The sequence below is a fragment of the Nocardia sp. NPDC003726 genome, from assembly GCF_053586955.1.
The window spans coordinates 57,869-82,801 of the sequence record NZ_JBSFNF010000025.1; the positions used below are offsets into that span (position 1 = coordinate 57,869).

Annotated in this window: 22 protein-coding genes; 20 read left to right on the forward strand and 2 right to left on the reverse strand. The window is 70.9% G+C overall.

Going from position 1 to position 24,933, the window contains the following annotated elements; all coding sequences use genetic code 11:
- Positions 1 to 58 precede the first annotated feature (58 nt).
- Together ACWDMM_RS27165 and ACWDMM_RS27170 are read right to left on the reverse strand one after the other, a co-directional pair.
- Positions 59 to 1,621 carry a phytoene desaturase family protein gene (locus tag ACWDMM_RS27165; protein ID WP_449940146.1) on the reverse strand — a complete coding sequence of 521 codons (1,563 nt, stop codon included), beginning with the start codon at positions 1,619 to 1,621 and terminating at the stop codon, positions 59 to 61.
- A gap of 7 nt (positions 1,622 to 1,628) precedes the next feature.
- Positions 1,629 to 2,240 carry a GNAT family N-acetyltransferase gene (locus ACWDMM_RS27170; RefSeq protein ID WP_195077859.1) on the reverse strand — a complete coding sequence of 204 codons (612 nt, stop codon included), beginning with the start codon at positions 2,238 to 2,240 and terminating at the stop codon, positions 1,629 to 1,631.
- 168 nt (positions 2,241 to 2,408) lie between these two features.
- Here ACWDMM_RS27170 and ACWDMM_RS27175 point away from each other — a divergent pair, with 168 nt between their 5' ends.
- The 20 genes from ACWDMM_RS27175 to wag31 all read left to right on the forward strand — a co-directional run bounded on the left by ACWDMM_RS27175 (position 2,409) and on the right by wag31 (position 24,926).
- Positions 2,409 to 2,849, forward strand: coding sequence for an SAV_6107 family HEPN domain-containing protein (locus ACWDMM_RS27175; protein ID WP_357112474.1), 441 nt, complete (start codon positions 2,409 to 2,411; stop codon positions 2,847 to 2,849).
- A gap of 315 nt (positions 2,850 to 3,164) precedes the next feature.
- On the forward strand, positions 3,165 to 3,572 hold the full coding sequence (locus tag ACWDMM_RS27180) for a DUF3040 domain-containing protein (protein ID WP_195077860.1): 408 nt from the start codon (positions 3,165 to 3,167) through the stop codon (positions 3,570 to 3,572).
- 403 nt (positions 3,573 to 3,975) lie between these two features.
- The gene (gene mraZ / locus ACWDMM_RS27185) at positions 3,976 to 4,407 is read left to right on the forward strand and encodes a division/cell wall cluster transcriptional repressor MraZ (RefSeq protein WP_195077861.1); all 432 of its coding nucleotides are present in this window, start codon (positions 3,976 to 3,978) and stop codon (positions 4,405 to 4,407) included.
- 183 nt (positions 4,408 to 4,590) lie between these two features.
- Entirely contained in the window at positions 4,591 to 5,565 is a 975-nt protein-coding gene (gene rsmH / locus ACWDMM_RS27190; RefSeq protein WP_357112470.1) for a 16S rRNA (cytosine(1402)-N(4))-methyltransferase RsmH, read from the forward strand.
- Positions 5,566 to 5,686: 121 nt separating this feature from the next.
- Complete coding sequence (locus ACWDMM_RS27195) at positions 5,687 to 6,466, forward strand: hypothetical protein (RefSeq protein ID WP_449940149.1); 780 nt, start codon at positions 5,687 to 5,689, stop codon at positions 6,464 to 6,466.
- Positions 6,463 to 8,358 (forward strand): peptidoglycan D,D-transpeptidase FtsI family protein, encoded by a 1,896-nt coding sequence (locus tag ACWDMM_RS27200; RefSeq protein ID WP_397070107.1) that lies wholly within the window; start codon positions 6,463 to 6,465, stop codon positions 8,356 to 8,358. Before ACWDMM_RS27195 ends, ACWDMM_RS27200 begins: the two co-directional genes overlap by 4 nt.
- A gap of 293 nt (positions 8,359 to 8,651) precedes the next feature.
- Positions 8,652 to 10,235, forward strand: a complete 1,584-nt coding sequence (locus ACWDMM_RS27205; RefSeq protein ID WP_195077864.1) for a UDP-N-acetylmuramoyl-L-alanyl-D-glutamate--2,6-diaminopimelate ligase — start codon at positions 8,652 to 8,654, stop codon at positions 10,233 to 10,235.
- Positions 10,232 to 11,770 carry a UDP-N-acetylmuramoyl-tripeptide--D-alanyl-D-alanine ligase gene (locus ACWDMM_RS27210; RefSeq protein WP_195077865.1) on the forward strand — a complete coding sequence of 513 codons (1,539 nt, stop codon included), beginning with the start codon at positions 10,232 to 10,234 and terminating at the stop codon, positions 11,768 to 11,770. The genes ACWDMM_RS27205 and ACWDMM_RS27210 overlap by 4 nt, the downstream gene beginning before the upstream one ends.
- Positions 11,767 to 12,843, forward strand: a complete 1,077-nt coding sequence (gene mraY, locus ACWDMM_RS27215) for a phospho-N-acetylmuramoyl-pentapeptide-transferase (RefSeq protein ID WP_039797126.1) — start codon at positions 11,767 to 11,769, stop codon at positions 12,841 to 12,843. Before ACWDMM_RS27210 ends, mraY begins: the two co-directional genes overlap by 4 nt.
- Positions 12,844 to 12,890: 47 nt before the next feature.
- Positions 12,891 to 14,348, forward strand: a complete 1,458-nt coding sequence (gene murD / locus ACWDMM_RS27220; protein ID WP_195077957.1) for a UDP-N-acetylmuramoyl-L-alanine--D-glutamate ligase — start codon at positions 12,891 to 12,893, stop codon at positions 14,346 to 14,348.
- A gap of 214 nt (positions 14,349 to 14,562) precedes the next feature.
- On the forward strand, positions 14,563 to 15,963 hold the full coding sequence (gene ftsW / locus ACWDMM_RS27225) for a putative lipid II flippase FtsW (protein WP_195077958.1): 1,401 nt from the start codon (positions 14,563 to 14,565) through the stop codon (positions 15,961 to 15,963).
- Positions 15,960 to 17,063: an undecaprenyldiphospho-muramoylpentapeptide beta-N-acetylglucosaminyltransferase gene (gene murG, locus ACWDMM_RS27230; RefSeq protein WP_357112707.1), complete on the forward strand. Its 1,104-nt coding sequence runs from the start codon at positions 15,960 to 15,962 to the stop codon at positions 17,061 to 17,063. Before ftsW ends, murG begins: the two co-directional genes overlap by 4 nt.
- Positions 17,060 to 18,583 carry a UDP-N-acetylmuramate--L-alanine ligase gene (gene murC / locus ACWDMM_RS27235; protein WP_195077867.1) on the forward strand — a complete coding sequence of 508 codons (1,524 nt, stop codon included), beginning with the start codon at positions 17,060 to 17,062 and terminating at the stop codon, positions 18,581 to 18,583. Before murG ends, murC begins: the two co-directional genes overlap by 4 nt.
- A gap of 5 nt (positions 18,584 to 18,588) precedes the next feature.
- Entirely contained in the window at positions 18,589 to 19,311 is a 723-nt protein-coding gene (locus ACWDMM_RS27240; protein ID WP_195077868.1) for a cell division protein FtsQ/DivIB, read from the forward strand.
- A 353-nt stretch (positions 19,312 to 19,664) separates the two neighbouring features.
- Positions 19,665 to 20,912 (forward strand): cell division protein FtsZ, encoded by a 1,248-nt coding sequence (ftsZ, locus tag ACWDMM_RS27245; protein WP_195077869.1) that lies wholly within the window; start codon positions 19,665 to 19,667, stop codon positions 20,910 to 20,912.
- A gap of 268 nt (positions 20,913 to 21,180) precedes the next feature.
- Complete coding sequence (gene pgeF / locus ACWDMM_RS27250; protein ID WP_357112711.1) at positions 21,181 to 21,906, forward strand: peptidoglycan editing factor PgeF; 726 nt, start codon at positions 21,181 to 21,183, stop codon at positions 21,904 to 21,906.
- A gap of 55 nt (positions 21,907 to 21,961) precedes the next feature.
- Positions 21,962 to 22,723: a YggS family pyridoxal phosphate-dependent enzyme gene (locus tag ACWDMM_RS27255; protein WP_357112714.1), complete on the forward strand. Its 762-nt coding sequence runs from the start codon at positions 21,962 to 21,964 to the stop codon at positions 22,721 to 22,723.
- Between the two features lie 105 nt (positions 22,724 to 22,828).
- Positions 22,829 to 23,611 (forward strand): cell division protein SepF, encoded by a 783-nt coding sequence (locus ACWDMM_RS27260; protein ID WP_195077871.1) that lies wholly within the window; start codon positions 22,829 to 22,831, stop codon positions 23,609 to 23,611.
- Positions 23,612 to 23,700: 89 nt separating this feature from the next.
- Complete coding sequence (locus ACWDMM_RS27265) at positions 23,701 to 24,003, forward strand: YggT family protein (RefSeq protein ID WP_039797136.1); 303 nt, start codon at positions 23,701 to 23,703, stop codon at positions 24,001 to 24,003.
- Positions 24,004 to 24,071: 68 nt separating this feature from the next.
- Positions 24,072 to 24,926, forward strand: a complete 855-nt coding sequence (wag31, locus tag ACWDMM_RS27270) for a DivIVA-like cell division protein Wag31 (protein ID WP_195077872.1) — start codon at positions 24,072 to 24,074, stop codon at positions 24,924 to 24,926.
- Positions 24,927 to 24,933 lie beyond the last annotated feature (7 nt).

Sequence of the window (24,933 nt, forward strand, 5' to 3'; positions counted from 1 at the left end):
TCTTCCCGCGTGGGCGCGGACCCGGTGGGCGCCACGCGCGGCGAGTAGCCCGAGTCAGTCATCGCCGCAGCCACCGCAGCAACCTCGGCCGGTTCAGGTCGCGCAGCGCGAGGGCGGCGGCCGTGCGCCCGCTGGCGCCGGAGACGCCGCCACCGGGATGGGTCGACGCGCCCGTCAGATACAACCCCGGCGCGCCGGGCACCCGCTGCCCCGCCAGCTCGGGCAGCGGACGCCACAGCATCATCTGGTCCAGCGACATCTCCACGTGCATCACGTTGCCGCCGATGAGCCCGAGTTCGCGCTCCAGGTCCACCGGCGTCTGCACGTGCGTGCGCAGCACGGTCGCCGCGAAGCCGGGCGCGTAGGAGTCGACTTCGGCGATGATCCGGTCGCCTTCCCGCTGCGCGAGGTCGGCCCAGTCCGCGCCGGAGGGCCGGTACGGGTGCCACTGCGCCCACAGCGACAACTGGTGCTCGCCGGGCGGCGCGATCGTCGGGTCGACGGCGCTGAAGCTCATCGCGAGCACGACCGGCTGCGGCGGAAGGTCACCCGCCAGCGCCGCTCCGTGGGCGCGCCGCAACTGCGCACGATCGGACACCAGGAACTGCAGGCCGCGGGAGGAGTGCTCGATCGGGCTGCCGGGGTAGCGGGGCAGCGCCGAGGTCGCGGCCCGCACCACCATCCCGATCCCGGGGCCCACGCGGATGCGCCCGCGCCAGTCGTCGAGCACCGCGCCGTCGAAGCCACCGGCGCGCAGCAGGTCCAGGGTGGTCAGCACGTGGCAACCGGCGATCACGATGCCGGCGCGCAACTCTCGGCCCGACGCGGTGCGCACCAGCCAGCGGTCTCCGTCACGACGCAGGGCGGACACCGCGTCGCCCGCGCTGACCACCCCGCCGTCGGATCGCAGCCGTGCCACCAGCGCGGTGGTCAGCGCTCCGCTGCCGCCGACCGCGCGACCCGGCGGCAGCGTGTGCATGAGCGCGGCGAAGCCGGCCATCGGCGCCGTGCCCGGCTCCGACATCGGCGGCCCGGATTGCGCGCCGAACCAGGCCAGCGCCGCCTTCAGCCGTTCGTCCTCGAAGAACGAGTCCAGCAGGGCGTCGCCGGATTGCAGGAATTCCCGCGACAGCGCGCTGCCGCCGCTGTTCGCGTCCAGTCCCCAGAACGACCGCACCAGCCTGCCCGGCGTCGGCGCGCCGCCGAACGCCCGCATCACCCTGGCGCTGCGCGGACCCCACACCCGGACGAACCGGCGGTAGGCCTCCGCGTCCCGCCTGCCGCAGGCCGCCGCGATGGAGGCGCAGGTGGCATCCAGGTCGCGATGGAAGACGATGGCGGGGCGGCCGGTGTGCGCCGGGGTGAATCCCCATGGGTCGCAGTCGATGTACCGCAGGCCGAAACGGTCGAGTTCCAGGTCGTCGACGATGCCGGTGTGGCGGATCATGATGTGCGCCGACGAGCCGCGATCGACCCGGTGACCGGGGAACCGTTCGACCGTCGAGACCGCTCCGCCGAGGACGTCGTCCCGCTCGAGTACTTCGACCTCGTGCCCGGCGCGGGCGAGGTAGCAGGCGGCCACCAAGGCGTTGTGACCCGAGCCGACGACGACAGCCGTCACGTGATCCTCACAGCGGCAGCCGCCTGCCGAGAATCGCGAACGGCCGGTTGTCGCCCGCGAAGACGAAATTCCGGACCACGTCGGTGAATCCCTGCCTGCGATACAACCGCCAGGCCCGGTTGTCCTCCTCGGCCACCTCCGGCGTCGACAGCAGCACCGCGCGCTCGGTGCGGTCGCGCAGCAGCCGTTCCAGCAGCGTGCCGCCGATGCCGCGGCCCTGCGCGGCCGGATGCACGTGCAGCTCGGTGAGCTCGAAGTAGTCCGAGAGCAACTCGCGCGCGGAATGTTCCGGCCAGCCCGAGCGCCGCATGCCGCTGTGCACCTGCTGGTGCCACCACTGGTGCGCGGCGCCGCGATAGCCGTAGGCGATCGCCACGATCGGCGCGCGCCGCAGATCGATCCGGCCGGAGTCGTCGGGCAGCACCGCGGCGACCGCCTGCCAGCCGGGCCGGGTGGTGTGCTCGGTCCACATCGGCGCGCGGTGGTTCTCGGTCCCGCGCGGGTAGTCCATGGCGGCCACGTAGACCGACAGCGCGTCGTGCAGCCGGGAGCGCAGCGCCGCCACCGAGAGATCGACGACGGCGGGTGCGGGAGTGTGATTGGGCTTGACGGCGGTCATGGCTCTCGTCGGTCGCGCGGACGCGGAAGTTTGTCGGTGGGCGTCTCTATATTGAAGCTCAATTCAAACGTTCGAATGCCTGTTCGGTCCGGGCGGTGCTGGAAAGCGGTGGGGCACGCCGCCTCCTGCGCCCTATGGGCCAAGGTACGCGAGGGTGGAGGGACGGCGATGTCTGGTCGAGTGGAACATCTGGGCGGGCCCGGCCGGGCCGGCAAGCTGCTGGAGCGCGCGGACGGGTTGCTCATGCAGGCGGCGGGGGAACGGGATCCGCGGGAGCGGTTCCGCACCGCCTACCTGGCGGCGCTGCGCGGGGCGGGCGCGGTGATCGCGCTCACGGGCGCCGATGCCGCGCCGAGGGCGCGCTCGCGCAACGCGTGGGTGCTGATGCAGCGCGCCGCGCCGGAATTCGTGATGTGGGCCGACTACTTCAGCGCCCGCTCGGAGATCCGCGCGGCGCTGGAGGCGGGGCTGGACCGGAATGTGGACGAACACGAGGCGGACGAGTTCTCTTCCCGGGTGGCGGCATTCCTCCACGACGTGGAAGACCTCCTCGCCACATCGGCCCGGCTGCGCCCGGCCCCTGGAGTCACCGGCGGTATGACGGCCTAGGCGTACCTCCGCCTTCGCTGCGGCCGTGCGCGGGGAAAGGACGGACTGCGTCCGGCGGTGCTTGTTGTGCGTACCTCCGCCTTCGCTGCGGCCATGCGCGGGCAAAGGACGGACTGCGTCCGGCGGTGCTTGTTGTGCGTACCTCCGCCTTCGCTGCGGCCGTGCGCGGGTTGGGGACGGACTGCGTCCGACTGTGTGCATAAGGTGGTCTGGCCCTGATCGAACTCGTATCATTGGTGACAGATGGCCGCCAAGGTCGGCTATCTGTCGTCTACCCGGAGGCGACAGCCACGTCCTAGTGCCGGGGGAGGTACCGTGCCACTCTCCGAGCACGAGCAGCGCATGCTCGAACAAATCGAGAGCGCTCTCTATGCTGAGGATCCCAAGTTCGCCTCGTCCGTCCGCGGCGGACGGCTACGTTCGACCTCGAGTCGTCGCAGACTCCAGGCCGCGGCGTTGTTCGTCCTCGGCCTCTTCCTCCTCGTCGCGGGCATCGCCGCGCCCGTGAAGCCCGGCGGCTTCCCGATCATCAGCCTGATCGGTTTCATCGTGATGTTCGGCGCGGGCGTGCTCCTGCTGCTCGGCACCTCCAAGAGCATCGCGAAGAACGATCGGCCCGGCGGGCAGGCGTCCGCCGGCGGCGGGCGAGGGCGCCAGCGCAAGGCCGGCGGGTTCTCCGAGCGTATGGAGGATCGCTTCCGGCGGCGGTTCGAGCAGGAGTAGCTCGCCCGTAGCCTGACAACTTCAGCACGACCGGCGACGCCGCACCGCGATGGTGCGGCGTCGCCGGTTCGCGTGTGTGGCCGGTCACGTGTCGGATGATCTTCGGAGAGGTCTTCCCCCTTCCTCCACACCTCCCCACGAACTTCCCCCACTTCGCCCCCTCCGGTGCCGCACCAGCACGTTTGCTGGGTGTTTTCGGGCGTTTGTCACCTGGGTCGGCGCGTGTCGGCAGAACTCGCGAAAGTTCTCCACGCCGGTGATAGCTGACATGACCTGCGGAATCGTCTGAGTCGGGAGCCAGATCACCGCCTGTTTCGATTGAAAGTGGGGGAAAGTGGGGTAATGTGGAGCGCGCAGTACCGAAGGGCCGACCATCGAGGTGATCGACTAGGGAGGTATCGGGATGTTTCTCGGTACCTACACACCTCGCTTGGACGACAAGGGGCGACTCACGTTGCCTGCGAAGTTTCGAGACGATCTGGCGGGAGGGTTGATGGTCACGAAGGGGCAGGACCACAGCCTTGCCGTGTACCCGAAAGAGGAGTTCACCGCGCTCGCCCGGCGAGCCGCGGCCGCGTCTCGAACCAATCCGCAGGCCCGTGCGTTCGTCCGGGCACTCGCGGCCGGAACGGACGAGCAACGTCCGGACGCGCAGGGCCGGATCGTGTTGTCCGCCGACCATCGTCGCTACGCCAACCTGCAAAAGGATTGCGTGGTGATCGGTTCGGTCGACTTCCTGGAGATATGGGACAAGCAGGCGTGGGAGTCCTACCTCGCCGAGCACGAGGAGGACTTCTCGCAAGCCAGAGACGAGTCGCTGGGCGGAATCTTCTAGCCGCGGGCGCACGAGTGCCACGCGGTCTCTGCCCGGACGCGGACCCTGACGTACTTCCCCGACGCCAGGTGCCGAAGTTCGGTCAGAGACCACGGGGCATTCGTATCCGTATAGAAAGCACTGTGTATCAAGGCGACCCGTGTGCGGTGCGCGACGACGCGAGGCAGACTCCGGGAGGTCTAGGTGAACCGTGAACAGCGCGGTCCCCGCCATGTTCCGGTTCTGCTGGAGCGAGCCGACGCGCTGCTCGGACCGGCCCTTGCCGAGCCGGGCGCGGTCTACGTGGACGCGACACTCGGCCTCGGCGGTCACGCCGAGCACTTCCTGAGCGCCTACCCCGGCGTCCGTCTCGTCGGGCTCGACCGCGACACCACCGCCCTGAAGCTGGCCGGTGAGCGGCTCGCGCCGTTCGCGGATCGAATCACGTTGGTGCACACCCGCTATGACGGCATCGCCGACGCGCTGGCGGAGGCGGGGCTGCCCGCCACCGGTTCGGTGTCGGCGATCCTGATGGACCTGGGCGTCTCCTCCATGCAGTTGGACGAGGCCGACCGCGGCTTCGCCTATTCCGTCGACGCCCCGCTCGACATGCGGATGGACCCCACCACCGGACCCACCGCCGCCGACGTGCTCAACACCTACAGCCACGGCGACCTCACCAGGGTGCTGCGGACCTATGGCGAGGAACGTTTCGCGAGCCGGATCGCCGCCGAGGTGATCCGCCGTCGCCAGAGCAAACCGTTCCGCACCAGCGCCGAGCTGGTGGAGCTGCTGTACGCGACGATTCCCGCGGCCACGCGCCGCACCGGAGGGCACCCGGCCAAGCGCACGTTCCAAGCGCTGCGGGTGGAGGTCAACGGAGAACTCGACTCCCTGCGGGCCGCGCTGCCCGCCGCGCTCGCCGCGCTGCGTGTGGGCGGCCGCATCGTCGTCATGTCCTACCAATCGCTGGAGGACAAGGTGGTCAAGCACGAGCTCACCGCCCACACCGCGTCCAGGACGCCGGTGGGCCTGCCGGTCGAGCTCCCCGGTATGGGACCGGAGTTCCGGATGCTGACCCGTGGCGCGGAGAAAGCGACCGAGCAGGAGATCGAAGACAACCCGCGGGCGGCTCCGGTGCGGATGCGCGCCGCCGAGCGGATCCAGGAGGCGCGGTGAGCGAGCAGTGCCCGCGGCGCGCCGACCGGGTGCGGATGTCCCGCAGCGGTGGCGGAGGCCGGATGAGACAGCGCAGCGCTGTGCCCGCCCGGCGTCCCCGGAGGACGGAGGAGGGGAATTCATGAGCGTGCGGACGAGGACCGTCGAAGCGCCGGGCCGGGTCGCCCGGCGGGTCCAGGACGCCGAGCGGGTGAAGTCGGGCGCGGCGCAGCGCGCCTACGCGCGGCGGCGCATGCGCGAAAGCGGTTCGGACAGCGCGATTCTGCCCGCCGTGCGGCGCTCGGCGATGGCGGCGCGCATCCCGTTCGTCACGGCGATCATCGCCCTGCTCGGGTGCGGTCTCGCGCTGACCTTGCTGTTGACCACCAGGGCCGCCGAGGACAGCTATCAGCTCGGCGACGCGCGAGCGACGAACCGGCGGCTGGCCGACGAGCGCGCCGCCCTGCAGCGTGAGGTCGAGGTCGCCGATTCGGCGCCCGAGCTGGCCCTGCGGGCGCGGGAGCTGGGCATGATCCCCGCCAAGGACCCGGCTCGCCTGCTGGTCGGCCCGGACGGCTCGGTCACGGTGATCGGCAAGCCGGTCCCGGCGGAGGGCACCCCGGTGCCGCCGCTGAACGCCTCGCCGTCCGCGCGGTCGCCGCGCGGGGAGCGGGTGGTGCCGGTCACCACCACGCCCGGTGCTCCGGTGCCGGGTCAGCCGAACCAGGCAGCACAGAACAACGCGCAGGTCAACGCGGTACCCACGCCGGCGAGCCCGACCCCGACCCCGGCGATCAATCCGCCGCTGCCAGGACCGTCGGCCGCGCCGCGGGCCGCCGCGCCGCAGCCGCCGGCGGAACCGGCGCCGCAGCAGGAAGCCGCGCAGGCGCTGGAGGCGGCGCCCGACGGAGTGCCGCAGTGACCCATCCCAGGCCCGCGCCGCGTCCGCGGCGCGGGTCGTCGGCGCCCCGCACGGCGGGCGCGCGGGCTCCCCGCTCGGCTGTCCCGGACGGTCCGCTGCGGTTACGCCTCGGCGTCGGGCGGGTGGTCATGTTCGTCGCGCTCGCCGTCGTCGCGCTGCAACTGCTGTGGGTGCAGAGCGTCGCGGCGCCGGGACTGTCGGCACAGGCGGCCAGCCAGCGCACCACCCATCAGCCCGATCCGGCCACTCGCGGGCCGATCACCGACCGCTACGGCAAGGCGCTGGCCTTCACCGTGTCGGCCAAGAAGCTGCACTTCCGGCCGGTCGCCGTCCGCAAGGAGCTGGCCGACGCGAAGGCCGAGAACGACAAGGCGCCCGATCCGGACCAGCGGCTGCGCGACATCGCGCGCACCATCCACGAGAAGCTCGGCAAGGACGCGCCCGCGGAAGCGGACCTGCTCGCCAAGTTGAACAGTGACGAGCAATTCGTGTTCCTGGCCCAGAACGTGGATCCCCGCGTCGCGGACGAGATCACCGAGAAGTACCCGCAAGTGGGCAGCGATCAGCAGTTCCCCCGGGTGTATCCCGGCGGGTCGCTGGCGGCGAATGTCGTCGGCGCCGTCGGCTGGGACGGCCACGGGCAGATCGGGCTGGAGTCGTCGCTGGACTCGGTGCTGGCCGGTACCGACGGATCGCACACCTACGACCGCGGCTCCGACGGCGCGGTCATCCCCGGCAGCTGGCGTGACGAGCAGCCGGCCGTCAACGGATCGACGGTGGAACTCACCCTGGATTCCGATCTGCAGTACTACGTGCAGCAGCAGGTGCAGCAGGCCAAAGACGTCTCCGGCGCGGGTTCGGCCTCCGCCGTCGTCCTGGACGCCAAGACCGGGCAGGTCCTGGCGATGGCCAACGACAACACCTTCAATCCCGACCTGGGACCGCAGAAATGGGCCAATGCCCAGCTGAGCAATCCTTCGGTCACGGACGTGTTCGAGCCCGGCTCGGTGAACAAGATCGTCACGGCGGCCGCGGCCATCGAGTACGGCCTGACCGATCCGGACGAGGTGCACCAGGTGCCCGGCGCCATCCAGATGGCGGGTGTCACGGTGCACGACGCGTGGTCGCACGGCGTCGAGCCCTACACGACCACCGGGATTTTCGGCAGGTCATCCAATGTGGGCACGCTGATGCTCGCGCAGCGCGTGGGCGAGGACCGCTTCGCCGACATGGCCCACCGGTTCGGGCTCGGGCAGCGCACGGGCATCGGCCTGCCGGGCGAGAGCGCGGGCCTGATGCCGGACCGCGATCAGTGGTCCGGCGGCACCTTCGCCAATCTTCCCATCGGTCAGGGCCTTTCGATGACGACGCTGCAGATGGCCGGGATGTACCAGGCCATCGCGAACGACGGCGTCCGCATCCCGCCACGGATCGTCCGGGCGAAGATCGCGCCGGACGGCACCCGCACCGAGGAGACCCAGCCCGACGGCGTGCGGGTGGTGAGCAAGCAGACCGCCGCCACCTTGCGGACGATGTTCCAAGCGGTCGTGCAGCGTGACCCGATGAACGCCAATCAGAACGGCACCGGGTGGCCGGCGGCCATCACGGGTTACCAGGTGGCGGGCAAGACCGGCACCGCGCAGAAGGTCGATCGCAATTGCCGGTGCTATTCCACGTCGTCGTTCTGGATCACGTTCGCGGGCATGGTGCCCGCGGAGAACCCGCGGTACGTGATCGGGCTCATGCTCGACGCGCCCGTCCGCAGTTCGGATGGCTCCGGTGGCGGTTCGGTCGCTCCGCTGTTCCACAACATCGCGTCCTGGGCGCTGCAGCGCGACCGCATCCCGCCCTCCGCGCAGCCGTCCCGGCAATTCGTCTTGCAGGCAGGGTGATCGGACCGCTGCGCGGGCGTGCGAGCGGTAGCGGCGAGAACGGATGTATGCGGAGGAAACAGCAGGTGAGTGCGGTGTTCGAGGGCCGGAGGCGCGGGGCGGCCCTCGGTACGGGCCGCGTCGGGGGCCGATGGCGTCCGTGTGCCGCGTGGCGCGGTCCGGGCCGGGCGAGCGAACCCGTAGGGTGCGGTGGGCGACTTCCCCGGCTTTGCGACGGGGCGCATGGTCCCGCCGTGACCGGTCGCCGGTAACCTGACACGTCGATCGCCGCCCCCGAAAGGAGCCTGGTTTCTGTGCAGTCCGGTCAACCACGCGCATTGCGGCCAGAGCATTCGCCGTCGACGCCGCTGGCGTCGCTGGCCGCCGCCATCGGGGCCGTGACGAGCCCCGAATCGGCTGTGCGTGACGTGTCGGTCACCGGCATCGAGCAGCGCTCGGACGCCGTGCTGCCCGGTGACCTGTTCGCCGCGCTGCCCGGCGCCCGCGCGCACGGAGCGCGTTTCGCGCGCGACGCCGTAGCCCGCGGCGCGGTGGCGGTGCTGACCGACGCGGCGGGCGCGGAGCTGGCCGGTCCGCTCGAGGTGCCCGTGCTGGTGCGCCAGAACCCCAGAGCGGTGCTCGGCGAGCTGTCGGCCACGATCTACGGCAATCCCTCCGAGCGGCTGCGCATCGTCGGGATCACCGGCACCTCGGGCAAGACCACGACCTCCTACCTGGTCGAGGCGGGACTGGCCGCCGCGGGGCTGTCCACCGCCCTGATCGGCACCATCGAGACCAGGATCGGCGGCAGGCGGGTGCCGAGCGCGCTGACCACGCCGGAGGCGCCGCAGTTGCACGCGATGTTCGCGCTGATGGTCGAGCAGGGCGTGGACGCGGTGGTGATGGAGGTGTCCAGCCACGCGCTGACGCTGGGCCGGGTGGACGGCGTGCGGTTCGCGGTGGGCGCGTTCACCAACCTGTCCCAGGACCACCTGGACTTCCACGCCGACTTCGAGGACTACTTCGCCGCCAAACGCAAACTGTTCGAACCCGATTCGCCGGTCGCGGCGCGCACCAGCGTGGTCTGCGTCGACGACGAGTGGGGGCGGCGGCTGGCCGCGGGCCTGCCGGACCCGGTCACCGTGTCGACCACCCGGACCGCCGCCTGGAGCGTCGCGGGCGCGGTGTCGGCGCACGGCGGCGAACAAGACTTCACCGCGGCGGGTCCGCGGGGCGAGATCCCCGTGCGCCTGCGGCTTCCCGGCCACTACAACGTCGCCAACGGCCTGCTCGCGGTGGCGGTGTGCGCCGCGGCGGGCGTCGAGCCTTCGGTGGCTGCCCCGGCGCTGGCGACCGTGGACGTGCCCGGCCGCATGCAGCGGGTGGAGCGCGGACAGGACTTCCTGGCGATCGTCGACTACGCGCACAAGCCCGCTGCGCTGGAGTCCGTGATCGCCACGCTGCGAGGACATCTCGCGGCGGACACCGCGGGACGGCTCGCGGTGGTGGTCGGCGCCGGTGGCGACCGGGACGCGGCGAAGCGGCCGCTGATGGGCGCGGTGGGCGCACGAGGCGCCGACCTGCTGATCATCACCGACGACAACCCGCGCACCGAAGATCCGGCGGCCATCCGCGCCGCCGTGCGCTCCGGTGCGCTCCAGGTCGCGGAGGCCGAACGCGGTGAGGTGCGGGAGATCGGCGACCGCGCCGAAGCCATCGCCGCCGCGGTGGCCTGGGCGCGCCCCGGCGACGTGGTGCTGATCGCGGGCAAGGGACATGAGGCAGGGCAGGAGATCCAGGGCGTGAAGCACCCCTTCGACGACCGCGACGTACTCGCGGCCGCATTGGAAAGACGCAGTCCGCAAGGTAACCACGCGGAGGACTTGACGGTTTCATGATCGAGATGACACTGCGGGAGATCGCGGACGTCGTCGGCGGCACGCTGCACGACGTCGCAGACCCGGAGGTGCGAGTGACCGGCGCGGTGGAATTCGATTCGCGCCGAATCGGTTCCGGCGATCTGTTCCTGGCGCTGCCGGGCGAGCGCTCCGACGGCCACGACTACGCCGGCGCGGCGATCGCGGCCGGCGCGGTGGCGGTGCTGGCCGCGCGGCCGGTCGGCGTACCTGCCATCGTGGTCACGCCAGGCCGCGGCGCCGTGCCGTCGACTTCGGTCGCGCTCAGCCATGACGCGGACGGTTCCGGCGCCGCCGTGCTGGCCGCGCTCGCCGCGCTCGCCCGCGCCAGCGTGTCGCGTCTCGTCGCCGCGGGCGGGCTCACCGTCGTCGGCGTCACCGGCTCGTCCGGCAAGACCTCCACCAAGGACCTGCTGGCGGCCGTCCTCGCGCCGCTGGGCACGGTGGTGGCGCCGCCGGGGTCGTTCAACAACGAACTCGGCCACCCGTGGACGGCGTTGCGCGCCGACGCGAGCACCCGTTTCCTGGTGCTGGAGATGTCCGCGCGCGGGCCGGGCCATATCGCGGCGCTGGCCGAGGTGGCGCCGCCTGGCATCGGCGTCGTGCTCAACGTCGGCACCGCGCATCTCGGCGAGTTCGGCAGCCGCGAGGCCATCGCCAAGACCAAGGGCGAGCTGGTGGAGGCGCTGCCTTCCACCGGACTGGCCGTGCTCAACGCCGACGATCCCCAGGTCGCCGCCATGGCCGCGCGCACGGCGGCGCGGGTGGTGACGGTCGGGCAGGCCGCGACCGCGGACGTGCGTGCCACCGACATCAGGCTCGACGACCAGGCCAGGGCCGAGTTCACCGTGCACACCCCCGCGGGCAGCGCCCAGGTGCGTCTGGCCGTGCACGGCGAGCACCACGTGGGCAACGCGCTGTCGGCGATCGCGGTCGCGCTGGAATGCGGCGCCGACCTCGACACCGTCGTGGTCGCGCTGTCCGGCGCGCGCGCCGCCTCCGCCCGCCGGATGGACGTGCGCACCACCGCGGACGGGATCACCGTCGTCAACGACTCCTACAACGCCAATCCGGACTCGGTCCGCGCCGCGCTCAAAGCGCTGGTGAGCATGGCGCGCGCGGCCGAGACGCCGCGACGCAGCTGGGCGGTGCTCGGCGAGATGGGCGAGCTCGGCGAGGAATCCGTCATCGAGCACGACGCCATCGGCCGGCTCGCGGTGCGGCTGGACGTCAGCCGGGTGGTCGTGGTCGGCACGGGCCGACCCGCCCGCGCGCTGCACCAGGGCGCGGTGATGGAGGGGTCGTGGGGCGAGGAATCGGTGATCGTGCCGGACATCGCGTCGGCGATCGCGCTGCTGGAGCAGGAAGTGGCCCCCGGTGACGTGGTGCTGGTCAAGGCATCGAAGTCGGTCGGCCTGTGGGAGGTCGCCGAGCATCTGACCGACCCGAGCGCCGTGGCCGCACGCGGCGGCGCGGTGAGCAACGGGGTGGGACAGGACACGGAGGCAGCAGGATGAGACAGATTCTCTTCGCCGCGGCGATCGCGCTGACGGTCTCGATCCTGCTCACCCCGCTGCTGATCCGGTTGTTCGCCAAGCAGGGCTTCGGGCAGGAGATCCGGGTCGACGGTCCCGCCAGCCACCAGGCCAAGCGCGGCACCCCGACGATGGGCGGCGTCGCCATCCTGGTCGGCATGTGGGCCGGATACCTGGGCTCGCACCTGATCGGCATCGGGTACGACGCCGACGGGCCGTCGGCATCGGCGTTGCTCGTGCTCGGCCTGGCCACGGCGCTGGGCGCGGTGGGTTTCGTCGACGACTTCATCAAGATCCGCAAGCAGCGCAACCTCGGCCTGACCGCCGCGGGCAAGTATCTCGGCCAGCTGTCGTCGGCCGTGATCTTCGGCATCCTCGCCTTGCAGTTCCGCGGCGGCAGCGGGCTGACGCCCGCCAGCAGGCACCTGTCCTACGTGCGCGACATCAGCACCGTGACCATGGGCGTGGTCGTGTTCCTGGTGTTCGTCTGCTTCGTTGTCGTCGCCTGGTCCAACGCGGTGAACCTCACCGACGGACTCGACGGGCTGGCCGCCGGATCGATGAGCCTGGTGCTCGGCGGCTACGTGATCATCACGTTCTGGCAGTACTACCACGCCTGCGAGACCAAGCCGGAGACCGGTTGCTACAACGTGCGCGACCCGCTGGATCTCGCGCTGGTCTGCGCGGCGGGCGCGGCGGCCTGCGTCGGGTTCCTCTGGTGGAACGCCGCACCGGCCAAGATCTTCATGGGCGACACCGGCTCGCTCGCGCTGGGCGGCCTGCTGGCGGGCCTGTCCATCACCACCCGCACCGAACTGCTCATGATCGTCATCGGCGCGCTGTTCGTCGCCGAGACGGCCTCGGTGGTGCTGCAGGTCGCGGTCTTCCGCACCACGCGCAACCGGTTGTTCAAGATGGCGCCGTTCCACCATCACTTCGAGCTCAGCAAGTGGGCCGAGACCACGGTGATCATCAGATTCTGGCTGCTGGCCGCGATGGCCTCCGCCGTCGGGCTCGGGCTGTTCTACAGCGAATACCTCTCCGCGGTCGGGTGAGCGAGATGGTCGAACATTCTCCGCGCGCTCTGCGCACACCGGGGCCCATGCTGGAATTCCTGCGCGGGCGCGACGTCCTGGTCGCGGGCTGGGGCGTGTCGGGACGCTCGCTGGTGGAACCGCTGCGCGACATCGGCGCGCGTCCGGTGGTGACCGACGGCGGCGCAGCGGCCCTGGCCGAGGCGGCCGGGCTCGGGCTGGACGTGGCCACCACCGCGGAGCTGGAGAGCGCGGACTGGAGCCGCTTCGCGCTGGTGATCACCAGCCCGGGGTGGCGGCCGGACTCGCCGGTGCTGGCGTCCGCGGTCGCGGAGGGCACGCCGGTGTGGGGCGACGTGGAGTTCGCCTGGTGGGTCGATCAGGCCAGAATCTACGGCCCGGTCCGCAAATGGCTGGTCGTCACCGGTACCAACGGCAAGACCACCACCACCCAGATGACGCACTCGATCCTGCGCGCGGCCGGCATCGCCAGCGTCGCGTGCGGCAACATCGGCCTGCCCATCCTGGACGCGCTGCGGCGCAATCCGGGTCCGCAGGTGCTCGCGGTGGAGCTGTCGTCGTTCCAGCTGCATTGGGCGCCGTCGGTGCGCCCGGAGGCGGGCGTCGTCCTGAACGTGGCCGAGGATCACCTGGATTGGCACGGCGGCCTCGACGCCTACGCCGCGGCCAAGGCCAGGGCGCTGGTCGGCCGGGTCGGCGTGGTCGGCCTGGACGATCCGGTCGCGGCCTCGCTGGCCCGCAAGTCCAAGGCGCGCCGGACCGTCGGTTTCCGGGTGGGCGTGCCCGCCGACGGTGAACTCGGCGTGGTGGACGGCAAGTTGCTCGACCGCGCGTTCACCAAGGCCGCGATCCTGGCAGAGGTGGGCGACATCAGCCCGCCCGGCCCGGCGGGCGTCGCCGACGCCCTCGCCGCCTCCGCGCTGACCAGGGCGATCGACGTCGCGCCGCAGTTCGTCCGGGAAGGCTTGATCGAGCACAAGGTCGGGCCGCACCGCGCCGCGTTCGTGCGCGAGCTGGCCGGCGTCGAGTTCGTCGACGATTCCAAGGCCACCAATCCGCACGCCGCGCGTTCGTCGATCCTGGCGCATCCGCAGGTGGTGTGGGTGGCGGGTGGTCAGCTCAAGGGCGCGCACGTCGACGACCTCGTGGAGGAGGTCGCCGACCGGCTGGTCGCGGCGGTGCTGATCGGCGTCGACGCGCCGGTGCTCGCGGCCGCGTTGGCGCGACACGCGCCCGAGGTCCCCGTCGTCGAGCTGGTCGCGGGAGACGATGCAGGGATGGGTGACGAAGCGTCGAGGACCGCCGCGGCCGACGCCGTCATGGCGCGGGCGGTGCGCGCGGCCGCCGGTTTCGCCCGCCGCGGCGACACCGTGCTGCTGGCGCCGGCCGCCGCGTCGCTGGACATGTTCGCCGATTACACCCACCGTGGCCGCAGTTTCGCCGCGGCGGTGCACGCCCTGGAAGACCGTGATCTAGGCACCACCGATATCGGGGGTTTGCGATGACCGCCGGCCGGGGCGGGCGGGGTACGGACACCCGCTCCGGTCGGTCGAGTCGCTTTCACGCGCGAGCGGTCAGCTCGTCCGCCGCCACGGTGGTCGCACCGGCGTCGAGCGCGAGTGTCTCGTGACTTCGGGCACCGGCAGGCGTTGGACCGGCAGGGCGGCCCGGACCGCGGGCGCGCGAGAAGCCGCGGCGGCCCCGCGGCGTGGCCGCGGGATGGCGACCGGCCCCGGTTCGTGGCTGGCACGGCCGCTGGCGTCCTTCCATCTCGTCGTCACCATCGCCACGCTGCTGACCGCACTCGGACTCGTCATGGTCCTGTCCGCGTCCGGAGTCGTGGAGTACGCCGAGGGCGGGTCGGCGTACTCCTTGTTCATCCAGCAGACGTTGTTCGCCGGCATCGGCGCGGTGCTGTTCTATCTGGCTCTGCGCGTTCCGCTGCGGCTGCTGCGCCAGGCGTCGTTCCCGCTGTTCGCGCTCTCGGTGCTGGCGCTGGCGCTCGTGCTCATCCCTGGTATCGGCACCAGTGTGCAGGGCGCGCGGCGCTGGCTGGTCTTCGGCCCGGTGTCGGTGCAGCCGTCCGAGGTCGTGAAGGTCACGCTGATCGTCTGGGGTGCGCACCTGCTGGTTTCCCGGCGCGCGATGGGTTCGAGTCTGCGCGACATCCTGGTGCCGCTGGTCCCGGCGGGTGTGCTGGTGTGTCTTTTGATCGTGGTCCAGCCGAACCTCAGCACCACGGTGGCGGTGGGCATCATCCTCGGCGCTCTGCTGTGGTTCGGCGGCCTTCCGGTCCGGTTGTTCGTGACGATCGCGGTGTCCGGCGTGGTCGCCGCTGGCGTGCTCGCCATGTCCGCGGGTTACCGGTCGAATCGGGTGCGGTCCTTCTTCAACCCGGGTTCGGACCCGCAGGGCGACAACTATCAGGCTCGGCAGGCGCTGTACTCCCTTGCCGACGGCGGGATCTGGGGCAGAGGCCTGGGACAGAGCCGGGCCAAGTGGAGTTACCTGCCGAACGCGCACAACGACTTCATCTTCGCGATCATCGGAGAGGAGCTGGGCTTCCTGGGCTGCGCGCTGGTGCTCGGGCTTTTCGCGTTGTTCGTCTACACGGGCCTGCGCATCGCCAGCCGGTCGGCTGATCCGTTCCTGCAATTGCTCACCGCGTCGGCGACCACATGGATCGCCGGGCAGGCCATGATCAACATCGGGTATGTCGTCGGTCTGCTGCCGGTCACCGGGTTGCAGCTGCCGCTGGTCTCCGCCGGTGGCTCGTCGCTGGCGATCACCCTGCTGATGTTCGGCCTGATCGCCAACGCGGCCAGACACGAGCCGGAGGCCGTCGCGGCGCTGCACGCCGGACAGGACGGGCGTTTCAGTAGGCTGTTGCGGTTGCCCAAACCCGAGGTGTACGCACCGGCTCGGGCCAGTGCCCGCCGTGGCCGGGCGCCGCGGCCTTCGGATCGAGGACCGTCGGCGCAGCCGCAGGGCAGGCGGGGGCGTGCGGAACCGCGCCGCCGCTCGCCGGAGAGCCGCGGCACCAGCTCGGCGCGTGCCACCAGGGCTTGGGAACCCAGCTATCCGGTCAATCACGCAAGAGAACGGGGAAGATCCAGGTGATCTCGGTAATCGTCGCGGGCGGCGGCACGGCGGGCCACATCGAACCGGCACTGGCGGTGGCCGACGCGTTGCGGCGGCTCGACGATTCGATCCGGGTGACGGCGCTGGGCACCGAACGCGGCTTGGAGACCCGCCTGGTTCCCGAGCGCGGCTATCTGCTCGAGCTCATCCCTCCCGTCCCCTTGCCGCGCAAGCCCACCGCCGACCTGCTGCGGTTGCCCGGCCGGGTGCGCGCCTCGGTGGCGGCCACCCGCGCGGTCATCGATGCGGTCGAGGCCGATGTGATCGTCGGATTCGGCGGCTACGTGGCGCTTCCGGCGTATCTCGCCGCGGGCGCGGGCGTACTGCGCCGCAGGCGCCCGGTGCCGGTGGTGGTGCACGAGGCGAACGCCAAGGCCGGCATCGCGAACAAGGTCGGCGCCCGCCGCGCCGCACGGGTGCTCGCCGCGGTCCCGGACTCGGGTTTGGCGAACGCGCGGGTGGTCGGCATTCCCGTGCGCGAATCGATCACGGGGCTCGACCGGGCCGCGCTGCGGGCCGAGGCGCGGGCGCACTTCGGTCTTCCGGCCGAAGGGCCGGTGCTGCTGGTTTTCGGCGGTTCGCAAGGCGCGCGGACGCTGAACGAGGCGGTGTCGGGCGCCGCGCCGCAACTGGCCGCCGCGGGCATCTCGGTGCTGCACGCGCACGGACCCAAGAACACCATCGAGGTGGACGACTCCGCCGCGGACGGCGCTCGCTACGTCGCGGTGCCGTATCTGTCCAGGATGGACCTCGCCTACGCCGCCGCCGACGCGGTGGTCTGCCGGTCGGGCGCGATGACCGTGGCGGAGGTCTCCGCGGTCGGACTGCCCGCGTTCTACGTGCCGCTGCCGCACGGTAACGGGGAACAGGAACTCAACGCCCGGCCCGTGGTGGGCAAGGGCGGTGGCAGAATTGTCCCCGATTCCGAGTTGACGCCGAAGTACGTGATCGATGAGGTGATTCCGCTGCTCATGGACTCCGCACGGCTGACAGAGATGGGCCGGGCCGCCGCAGGCGCGGGGCACCGCGACGCCGCCGACGAGGTGGCGCGGATCGCGCTGGAGGTGGCGCGCCGATGAGCGACACCACCGCGGACCGGGTGGCCTCGGACAACGGCGCCGAGCGGACCGCGCTGCCCCCGGAGCTGGAGCGCGTGCACATGGTCGGCATCGGCGGGGCCGGGATGTCGGGCATCGCGCGGATCCTGCTCGCCCGCGGCGGTGCGGTGTCGGGATCGGACGCCAAGGAGAGCCGAGGTGTGCTGGCGCTGCGCGCTCGCGGCGCGCAGGTGCGGATCGGGCACGACGCCACCGCGCTCGACCTGCTACCCGGCGGCCCCACGGCCGTGGTGACCACCTATGCCGCCATTCCGAAGACCAACCCGGAACTGGTCGAGGCCAACCGGCGCGACATCCCGGTGCTGCTGCGCCCCACGGTGCTGGCCTCGCTCATGCAGGGCCATCGCACGCTGCTCGTGTCCGGGACGCACGGCAAGACATCCACCACCTCGATGCTGATCGTGTCGTTGCAGCACTGCGGGTTCGATCCGTCGTTCGCGGTGGGCGGCGAGCTGAACGAGGCGGGCACCAACGCCCACCACGGCACCGGCGACATCTTCGTAGCGGAGGCCGACGAGAGCGACGGCTCGCTGCTGCAATACGAGCCGGACGTGGCCGTCGTCACCAACATCGAGTCCGATCACCTGGACTTCTTCGGTTCCGACGAGGCCTACGTGCAGGTCTTCGACGACTTCGCCGACCGGCTCGCCGCGGGCGGCCTGCTGGTGGTGTGCCTGGACGATCCCGGCTCGCTGGCGCTGGCCGAGCGGGTCGGTGCGCGGTTGGCCGAGCGGAACGTCCAGGTCCTCGGCTACGGCTCGGGCGACCTCGCCGACGCGCCGGTGCCGGTGGGCGCCCGGCTGCACAGCTGGGAGCCGCGGGATGTCGGCGGCATCGCGCAATTCCAGCTCGCCGACGAGGCCGCGCCGCGCACGCTGCGCTTGGCGGTGCCGGGCAGGCACATGGCGCTCAACGCGTTGGGCGCGCTGCTCGCCGCCAGGGCCACCGGCGCCGAGGTCGGCGAGGTCATCCAGGGCCTGGAGGGGTTCGGCGGGGTGCACCGCCGGTTCCAGTTCGCCGGGCGGGAGAACGGCGTGCGGGTGTTCGACGACTACGCCCACCACCCCACCGAGGTGCGCGCCGTGCTCGGCGCCGCCGCCGAACTGGTCCAGCAGGAGGCCCGCGACGGCGCCAGGTCCAGGCAGGGCCGGGTCATCGTGGTCTTCCAGCCGCACCTCTACAGCCGCACCGCGACCTTCGCACAGGACTTCGGCGCCGCGCTGAGCCTGGCCGACGAGGTCGTCGTGCTCGATGTCTACGGCGCGCGGGAGAAACCGCTGCCGGGCGTGAACGGCGCGCTGGTCGCGCAGTCGGTGACGAAGCCGGTGCACTACCAGCCGGACATGTCCCGGGTCGGGCGCCAGGTCGCCGGGCTGGCGCTGCCGGGTGACGTGGTGATCACCATGGGCGCGGGCGACGTGACGATGCTGGGCGGTCAGATTCTCGACGGATTACGTGCGCGTCCCCAGCACGGACGGTGACCCGCGTGCGCGGGGTCGGGTCGGCGCGCGCGGCCGGGCGCCGCGCGGGTGATCGGTTCGGCGAACTCGACTGGCGCCGGATTCGCCTGTGGGGATTGCTGAGCGTGTGCGTTCTTGCGGTGCTCTGTGTGCTCGCCTGGTTCACCCCGGTGCTGTCGGTGCGCACCGTGCGGATCGAAGGTGCGGTGGCGGTGCCCGAACAGCAGGTGCGCGATGTGCTCGAAATTCCTTCCGGCCGCTCGATCTTCCGGATCGACACGAATGCCGTGGCGCGGCGGGTGGCGAGCATTCCGAAGGTGCGCTCGGCACGGGTGCAGCGGGTTTTTCCGTCCACGGTCCGGGTGACGGTCGTCGAGCGCACCGCGGTGTTGTTCTACGACAGTCACGAAGGCGCGCATCTCCTGGACGCCGAGGGCGTGGAATTCGCGGTCGAGCCGACGCCGATCGGCGTGCCGAAGTTGATCACCGATCATCCCGGCGGCGCGGATCCGGTGACCAGGGCGGCGGTCGCCGTCCTCGCCATCGTGCCCCCTGCGCTGGCGGTTCAGGTGAGCGAGGTTGCGGCGCGGTCCATTTCGGATATTTCGCTGAATCTGAAGGACGGCCGCACGGTACTCTGGGGCGGGAGCGACGACGCCGAGCGAAAGGCGGCGGTCGTGTTGCCGTTGTTGACGCGCCCCGGAACGGTGTTCGATGTGTCGAGTCCCAATCTGGTCACGGTAAAGTGATCCGCACCCATTGCGCCCAGGTAATTTTCGGCGGTCCGGGAGCGGTTCCGGCGCCGAGAAGGGAGCCGGGAGGCAACCGTTCACCATACGACGTGTGGAGCGGCGAGACGAGCGGGATCACGCAAGATTCTGGCTCTCGTTTCGGCGCGCCTGCGCGCGTATCGCGTCGGCTGCGAATAGCGTTCCGCACCAGTCGGATACTTGACATAACGCTAACCCTATGGTTGAGCTTTAGGGTTTGCCCGAGCCGCGGTTCGCTCTTCGCAGCGACCCGACCGCCGGACCGGGCCGAAAAGGCGGGGTGCCGAGCATCCGGAAACGACAGGCTTTAGATCGAAGGAAGGCGAGAGCCCATGACGCCCCCGCACAACTACCTTGCGGTGATCAAGGTCGTCGGTATCGGCGGCGGCGGTGTGAATGCCGTCAACCGGATGATCGAGCAGGGACTCAAAGGTGTCGAGTTCATCGCGGTCAACACCGACGCGCAGGCGCTGCTGATGAGCGATGCCGACGTCAAGCTCGACGTCGGCCGCGAGCTGACCCGCGGTCTCGGCGCGGGCGCCGACCCGGAAGTCGGCCGCAAGGCCGCCGAGGACCACAAGGACGAGATCGAAGAGGTGCTCAAGGGCGCCGACATGGTCTTCGTGACCGCGGGCGAGGGCGGCGGCACCGGCACCGGTGGCGCACCGGTCGTCGCGCAGATCGCGCGCAAGCTCGGCGCGCTGACCATCGGCGTGGTCACCCGCCCGTTCTCCTTCGAGGGCAAGCGGCGCGGGAACCAGGCCGAGGTCGGCATCAATCTGCTGCGCGAGTCGTGCGACACGCTCATCGTCATCCCGAACGACCGGCTGCTGCAGCTCGGCGACGCGGCGGTGAGCCTGATGGACGCGTTCCGCTCCGCCGACGAGGTGCTGCTCAACGGTGTGCAGGGCATCACCGACCTGATCACCACCCCCGGTCTGATCAACGTCGACTTCGCCGACGTCAAGAGCGTGATGTCCGGCGCGGGCAGCGCGCTGATGGGTATCGGTTCGGCGCGCGGTGAGGGCCGCTCGGTGAAAGCCGCCGAGGCGGCGATCAACTCGCCGCTGCTGGAAGCCTCCATGGACGGCGCGCACGGCGTGCTGCTGTCGATCGCGGGCGGGTCGGATCTGGGACTGTTCGAGATCAACGAGGCCGCCTCGCTGGTGCAGGAGGCCGCGCACATCGAGGCCAACATCATCTTCGGCACCGTGATCGACGACTCGCTCGGCGACGAGGTGCGGGTCACCGTGATCGCCGCGGGCTTCGACGGCGGCGGCCCGGCCCGGCGCACCTTCGAGACGTCGGGCCGCAGCACCATCGGCACGGCGCGCTCCGGCGAGATCGGGCAGAGCCGGACCAGCGAGATCGCCGCGCGCGGCAGCGACAGCACGCCGAGCGCCTCGGTCGCGGGCACGGCGGGCCGCGGCGCGTTGCCGAGCTACCGGGACACCGAACGGCCGCGCACGCTGGGCGAGCCGTCGGTCACCAGCGGCACGCGATCGCACCTCACGCCGCCGCCGGACGCCGGCGACGATGACGACGACGTGGACGTGCCGTCGTTCATGCGGAGGGGCTGAGCGCTGGAATCCGGTTCCGGCGCGCGCCGGGACCGAGCTGGAAAGAGCGATCCCGGCCCGCGCCGGGACGTCTCGGAGGGACCCGCCGAAGCGGTGTCCCGCAGTACGATCGCGCAGCATTTTCCGGGGGACGCCGGCGCGGGGCCGGCCGAGCGAGACCGGGCGTCACGGCGCCCGATGCGACGCAACTGATTCGGCCCCGGGGGGAAATTTCGCTTCTACCTCGGCATTTCGACGCCATTCCGCGAGCGCAACTACGCTCGTCGCCATGACTATCGCGCCGACCATCACTGTCCGACGGGTGACCACCACCAGGTCCGGAGGCTTCTCGGCGCCACCCTACGACTCGTTCAATCTCGGCGACCATGTCGGCGACGATCCCGCGGCCGTCCGGCGCAACCGCGACCGGCTGGCCGAAGGCATCGGCCTGCCGCCCGAACGCCTGGTCTGGATGGAACAGATCCACGGCCGCAACGTGGAGATCGTCGACGGCCCGCGCGCCGAACCGGTCCCGGCCACCGACGCGCTCGTGACCACCGTGCCCGGACTCGCGCTGGTCGTGCTCACCGCCGACTGCGTGCCCATCCTGCTGTCCGACGACGAGGCGGGCGTGATCGCCGCGGTGCACGCGGGGCGGATCGGCGCCCGCATCGGCATCGTGCCGCGCGTGCTCGACGCGATGGTCTCGGTCGGCGCGCGCCCGGAGCGGATCGGCGCGCTGCTCGGGCCCGCCGCCTCCGGCCGTCAGTACGAGGTTCCCGCCGCGATGCGCGCCGACGTCGAGAAGCATCTGCCCGGCAGCGCGACCACCACGGTCCGCGGCACCCCCGGCCTGGATCTGCGGGCGGGCATCTCGCGCCAGCTCACCGAGGCCGGCGTCGGCGCGATCGCGGTCGACCCGCGGTGCACCATCGAGGACCACACCTTGTTCAGCCATCGCCGTGGCGCGCCGACCGGCCGGATCGGCGGGGTGATCTGGATGGAGGCCGCATGAGCGGGCGGAACGCCATCGGCGCGCTCGCGGAGCCGCGCGCGGGGGAGGTGGGCGCGTGAGCACCGAAGCGAGGACCGCGGTGGACGCCGCGCTCGCCGCGAGGACCGCCGAGTTGTCGGAGAACCTGGCCGGTCTGCTGGCGCGCATCGACGCGGCGTGCCGCGCGGCGGGCCGGGCGCCGGAGTCGGTGCGGCTGTTGCCGGTGACGAAATTCTTCCCCGCCTCCGATGTCGCGATCCTGCACCGGCTCGGCCGGCGCGAGTTCGGCGAGTCGCGCGAGCAGGAGGCCGCGGCGAAGGTGGCGGACTTACGTGAGCAAGACCTCTCCGGCATCCGCTGGCACATGATCGGGCGGTTGCAGCGGAACAAAGCGCGCGGTGTCGCCCGCTGGGCCCACACCGTCCATTCGGTGGACAGCGAACGTCTGGCTACCGCCCTGGACGCCGGTGCCGTCGCCGCGCTGGAGGCGGGCGAGCGCACCGAACCGCTGCGGGTGTTGCTCCAGGTGAGCCTGGACGACGACCCCGCCAGAGGCGGCGTCACGGCAGGCGATCTTCCCGCGCTCGCCGAACGGATTGCGGACGCTCCCGGATTACGTTTGTCGGGCCTGATGGCCATTCCGCCGCTGGGTGCGCAGACCGATGCCGCATTTGCGCGACTTGCGACGTTGCACACGTTGTTGGTCGCCGATCATCCGGACGCGACAGAGCTTTCCGCGGGAATGTCGGGTGATCTGGAATCCGCGATCGAACACGGTTCGACGGTTGTGCGTGTCGGTACCGCCTTGATGGGTATGCGACCGATAACCTCGGGCTAGCAAAGAAACCTCATCAGTCACATTCGACACATATGCTGGGATCTGACGAGGGCTGAGCAAGACTTCAACACCCGGCCGCCACCGGGGCCGAAGGAAGGTCGACCAATGAGCACGCTGCACAAGTTCAAGGCGTACTTCGGCATGGTTCCGCTCGAGGATTACGAAGACGACTACGTCGACGATCGCGCTCCCCGAGGGGTGGACGAGCGCGGCGCTCGCAGGCCCCGGCCCCGTGACTACTCCGACCGCGACGGCTACGTCGAGCGCTACGGCGAGGATCGGTACGGCGCAAGCCGTTTCGACGATGTCGACTACCCCGAGCCGGCCTACAAGTCGCCCTACAAGGCGGGTTACTCGGTGTCGCGGCGCGACGACTACGTCGACGAGCCCTACGGCGACGACCGCTACGACGCGCCCCGGCGTCCCACCCGGATCGACTCCGCGCCGTCGGGCCGGTTCCGCGCGGGCGGGAGCGCGCCCCCGCTGCGCGGCACGACCCGTGGCGCGCTCGCCGTCGACCCCGACGCCGAGGAGCGCAGGCTGGAGGAGCGCGTGCGTCCCGAGCCCGCCCCGGTGCGGCGGCCCGGGATCTTCGAGGACGGAGGCCCCTTGTCCAAGATCACGACGCTGCGCCCGCGCGACTACAGCGAGGCTCGGATCATCGGCGAACGCTTCCGCGAGGGCAATCCGGTGATCATGGATCTGGTGGATCTGAGCAACGCCGACGCCAAACGGCTGGTCGACTTCGCCGCGGGCCTGGCCTTCGCGCTGCGCGGGTCGTTCGACAAGGTCGCGACAAAAGTGTTCCTGCTCTCACCGGCGGATGTCGACGTATCAGCGGAAGAACGCAGGCGCATCGCGGAAACCGGCTTCTACAACCAGAAATAAGCTCGTGATCTGGGGGGTGAAGCGGACCGGTCGCAGGTTGTGCGGCGCGGTCATTTTGCGCGAAGCGATTTTTACGGCAGAGTGAACTCGTGGCCTTGTTCGCGGTGCTGTACTTCGTACTGTTCATCTTCTGGCTGTTGCTGATCAGCCGGGTGATCGTCGAGTTCATCCGTAGCTTTGCCCGAGACTGGCGTCCTACCGGTGTCGTGGTCGTCGTCCTGGAGGTGATCTTCACGATCACCGACCCCCCGGTGAAACTGCTCAGGCGGTTGATACCTCCGGTGTCGCTGGGCGGAATTCGCCTGGATCTGTCGATTATGGTCCTGCTTTTCATCGTCTTCATCCTGATGTCGATCGTGGGCAGGCTCGGGCAGCCGGTAGCTCCGGTGTGACAGAATGGGCCGTAAGACAGCTTGCTAGATCTGCTAGATCTCCAAAAGACGCGTGAAGGGATCCTTCCATGCCGCTGACCCCAGCCGATGTGCACAACGTCGCGTTCAGCAAACCGCCGATCGGGAAGCGCGGCTACAACGAGGATGAAGTCGACGCGTTCCTGGATCTCGTGGAGCAGGAGCTGTCGCGTCTGATCGAGGAGAACGCCGATCTGCGCCAGCGGGTCGCCGAGCTCGACGCGGAATTGGCCGACGCCAAGAAGAACCGCGGCCCCGGGGTGAACGCGGCGAAACCGCCGATTCCGCAGGCCCCGCCGCCGCAGCCGGAACCGATCAAGCCTCCGGTTCCCGCCGCGCCGCCCGCCCCGATGCCCGCGGCGCCGGTGGCCAAGGATGCGCCGGGCGCCGACGCGAACCTGCAGGCCGCCAAGGTGCTCAGCCTCGCCCAGGAGATGGCGGATCGGCTGACCAGCGACGCCAAGGCCGAGGCGGAGAGCTTGCTGTCGAATGCTCGGGCGAATTCCGAGCGACTGGTCGGAGACGCCAGGACCCGGTCGGAGGCCATGATCGCCGACGCCCGTCAGAAGTCGGACGCGATGCTGTCGGACGCGCAGAGCCGCTCGGACAGCCAGCTGCGCCAGGCCAAGGAGAAGGCCGACGCCCTGCAGGCCGACGCCGAGCGCAAGCACACCGAGATCATGGCGACCATCACCCAGCAGCGCAGCGTGCTGGAGAGCCGTATCGAGCAGCTCAAGACGTTCGAGCGGGAGTACCGGGTGCGGTTGAAGTCGTACCTGGAGTCGCAGCTCGAGGAGCTGGAGAACCGTGGCTCGGCCGTCCCGGTCGACGGCGGCGAAGCCTTCGCGGATGCCAACACGGCCAACAACCTCGCGCCGGCGTCGTTCGCCAAGGGCGGCAAGTAGCTCGCCG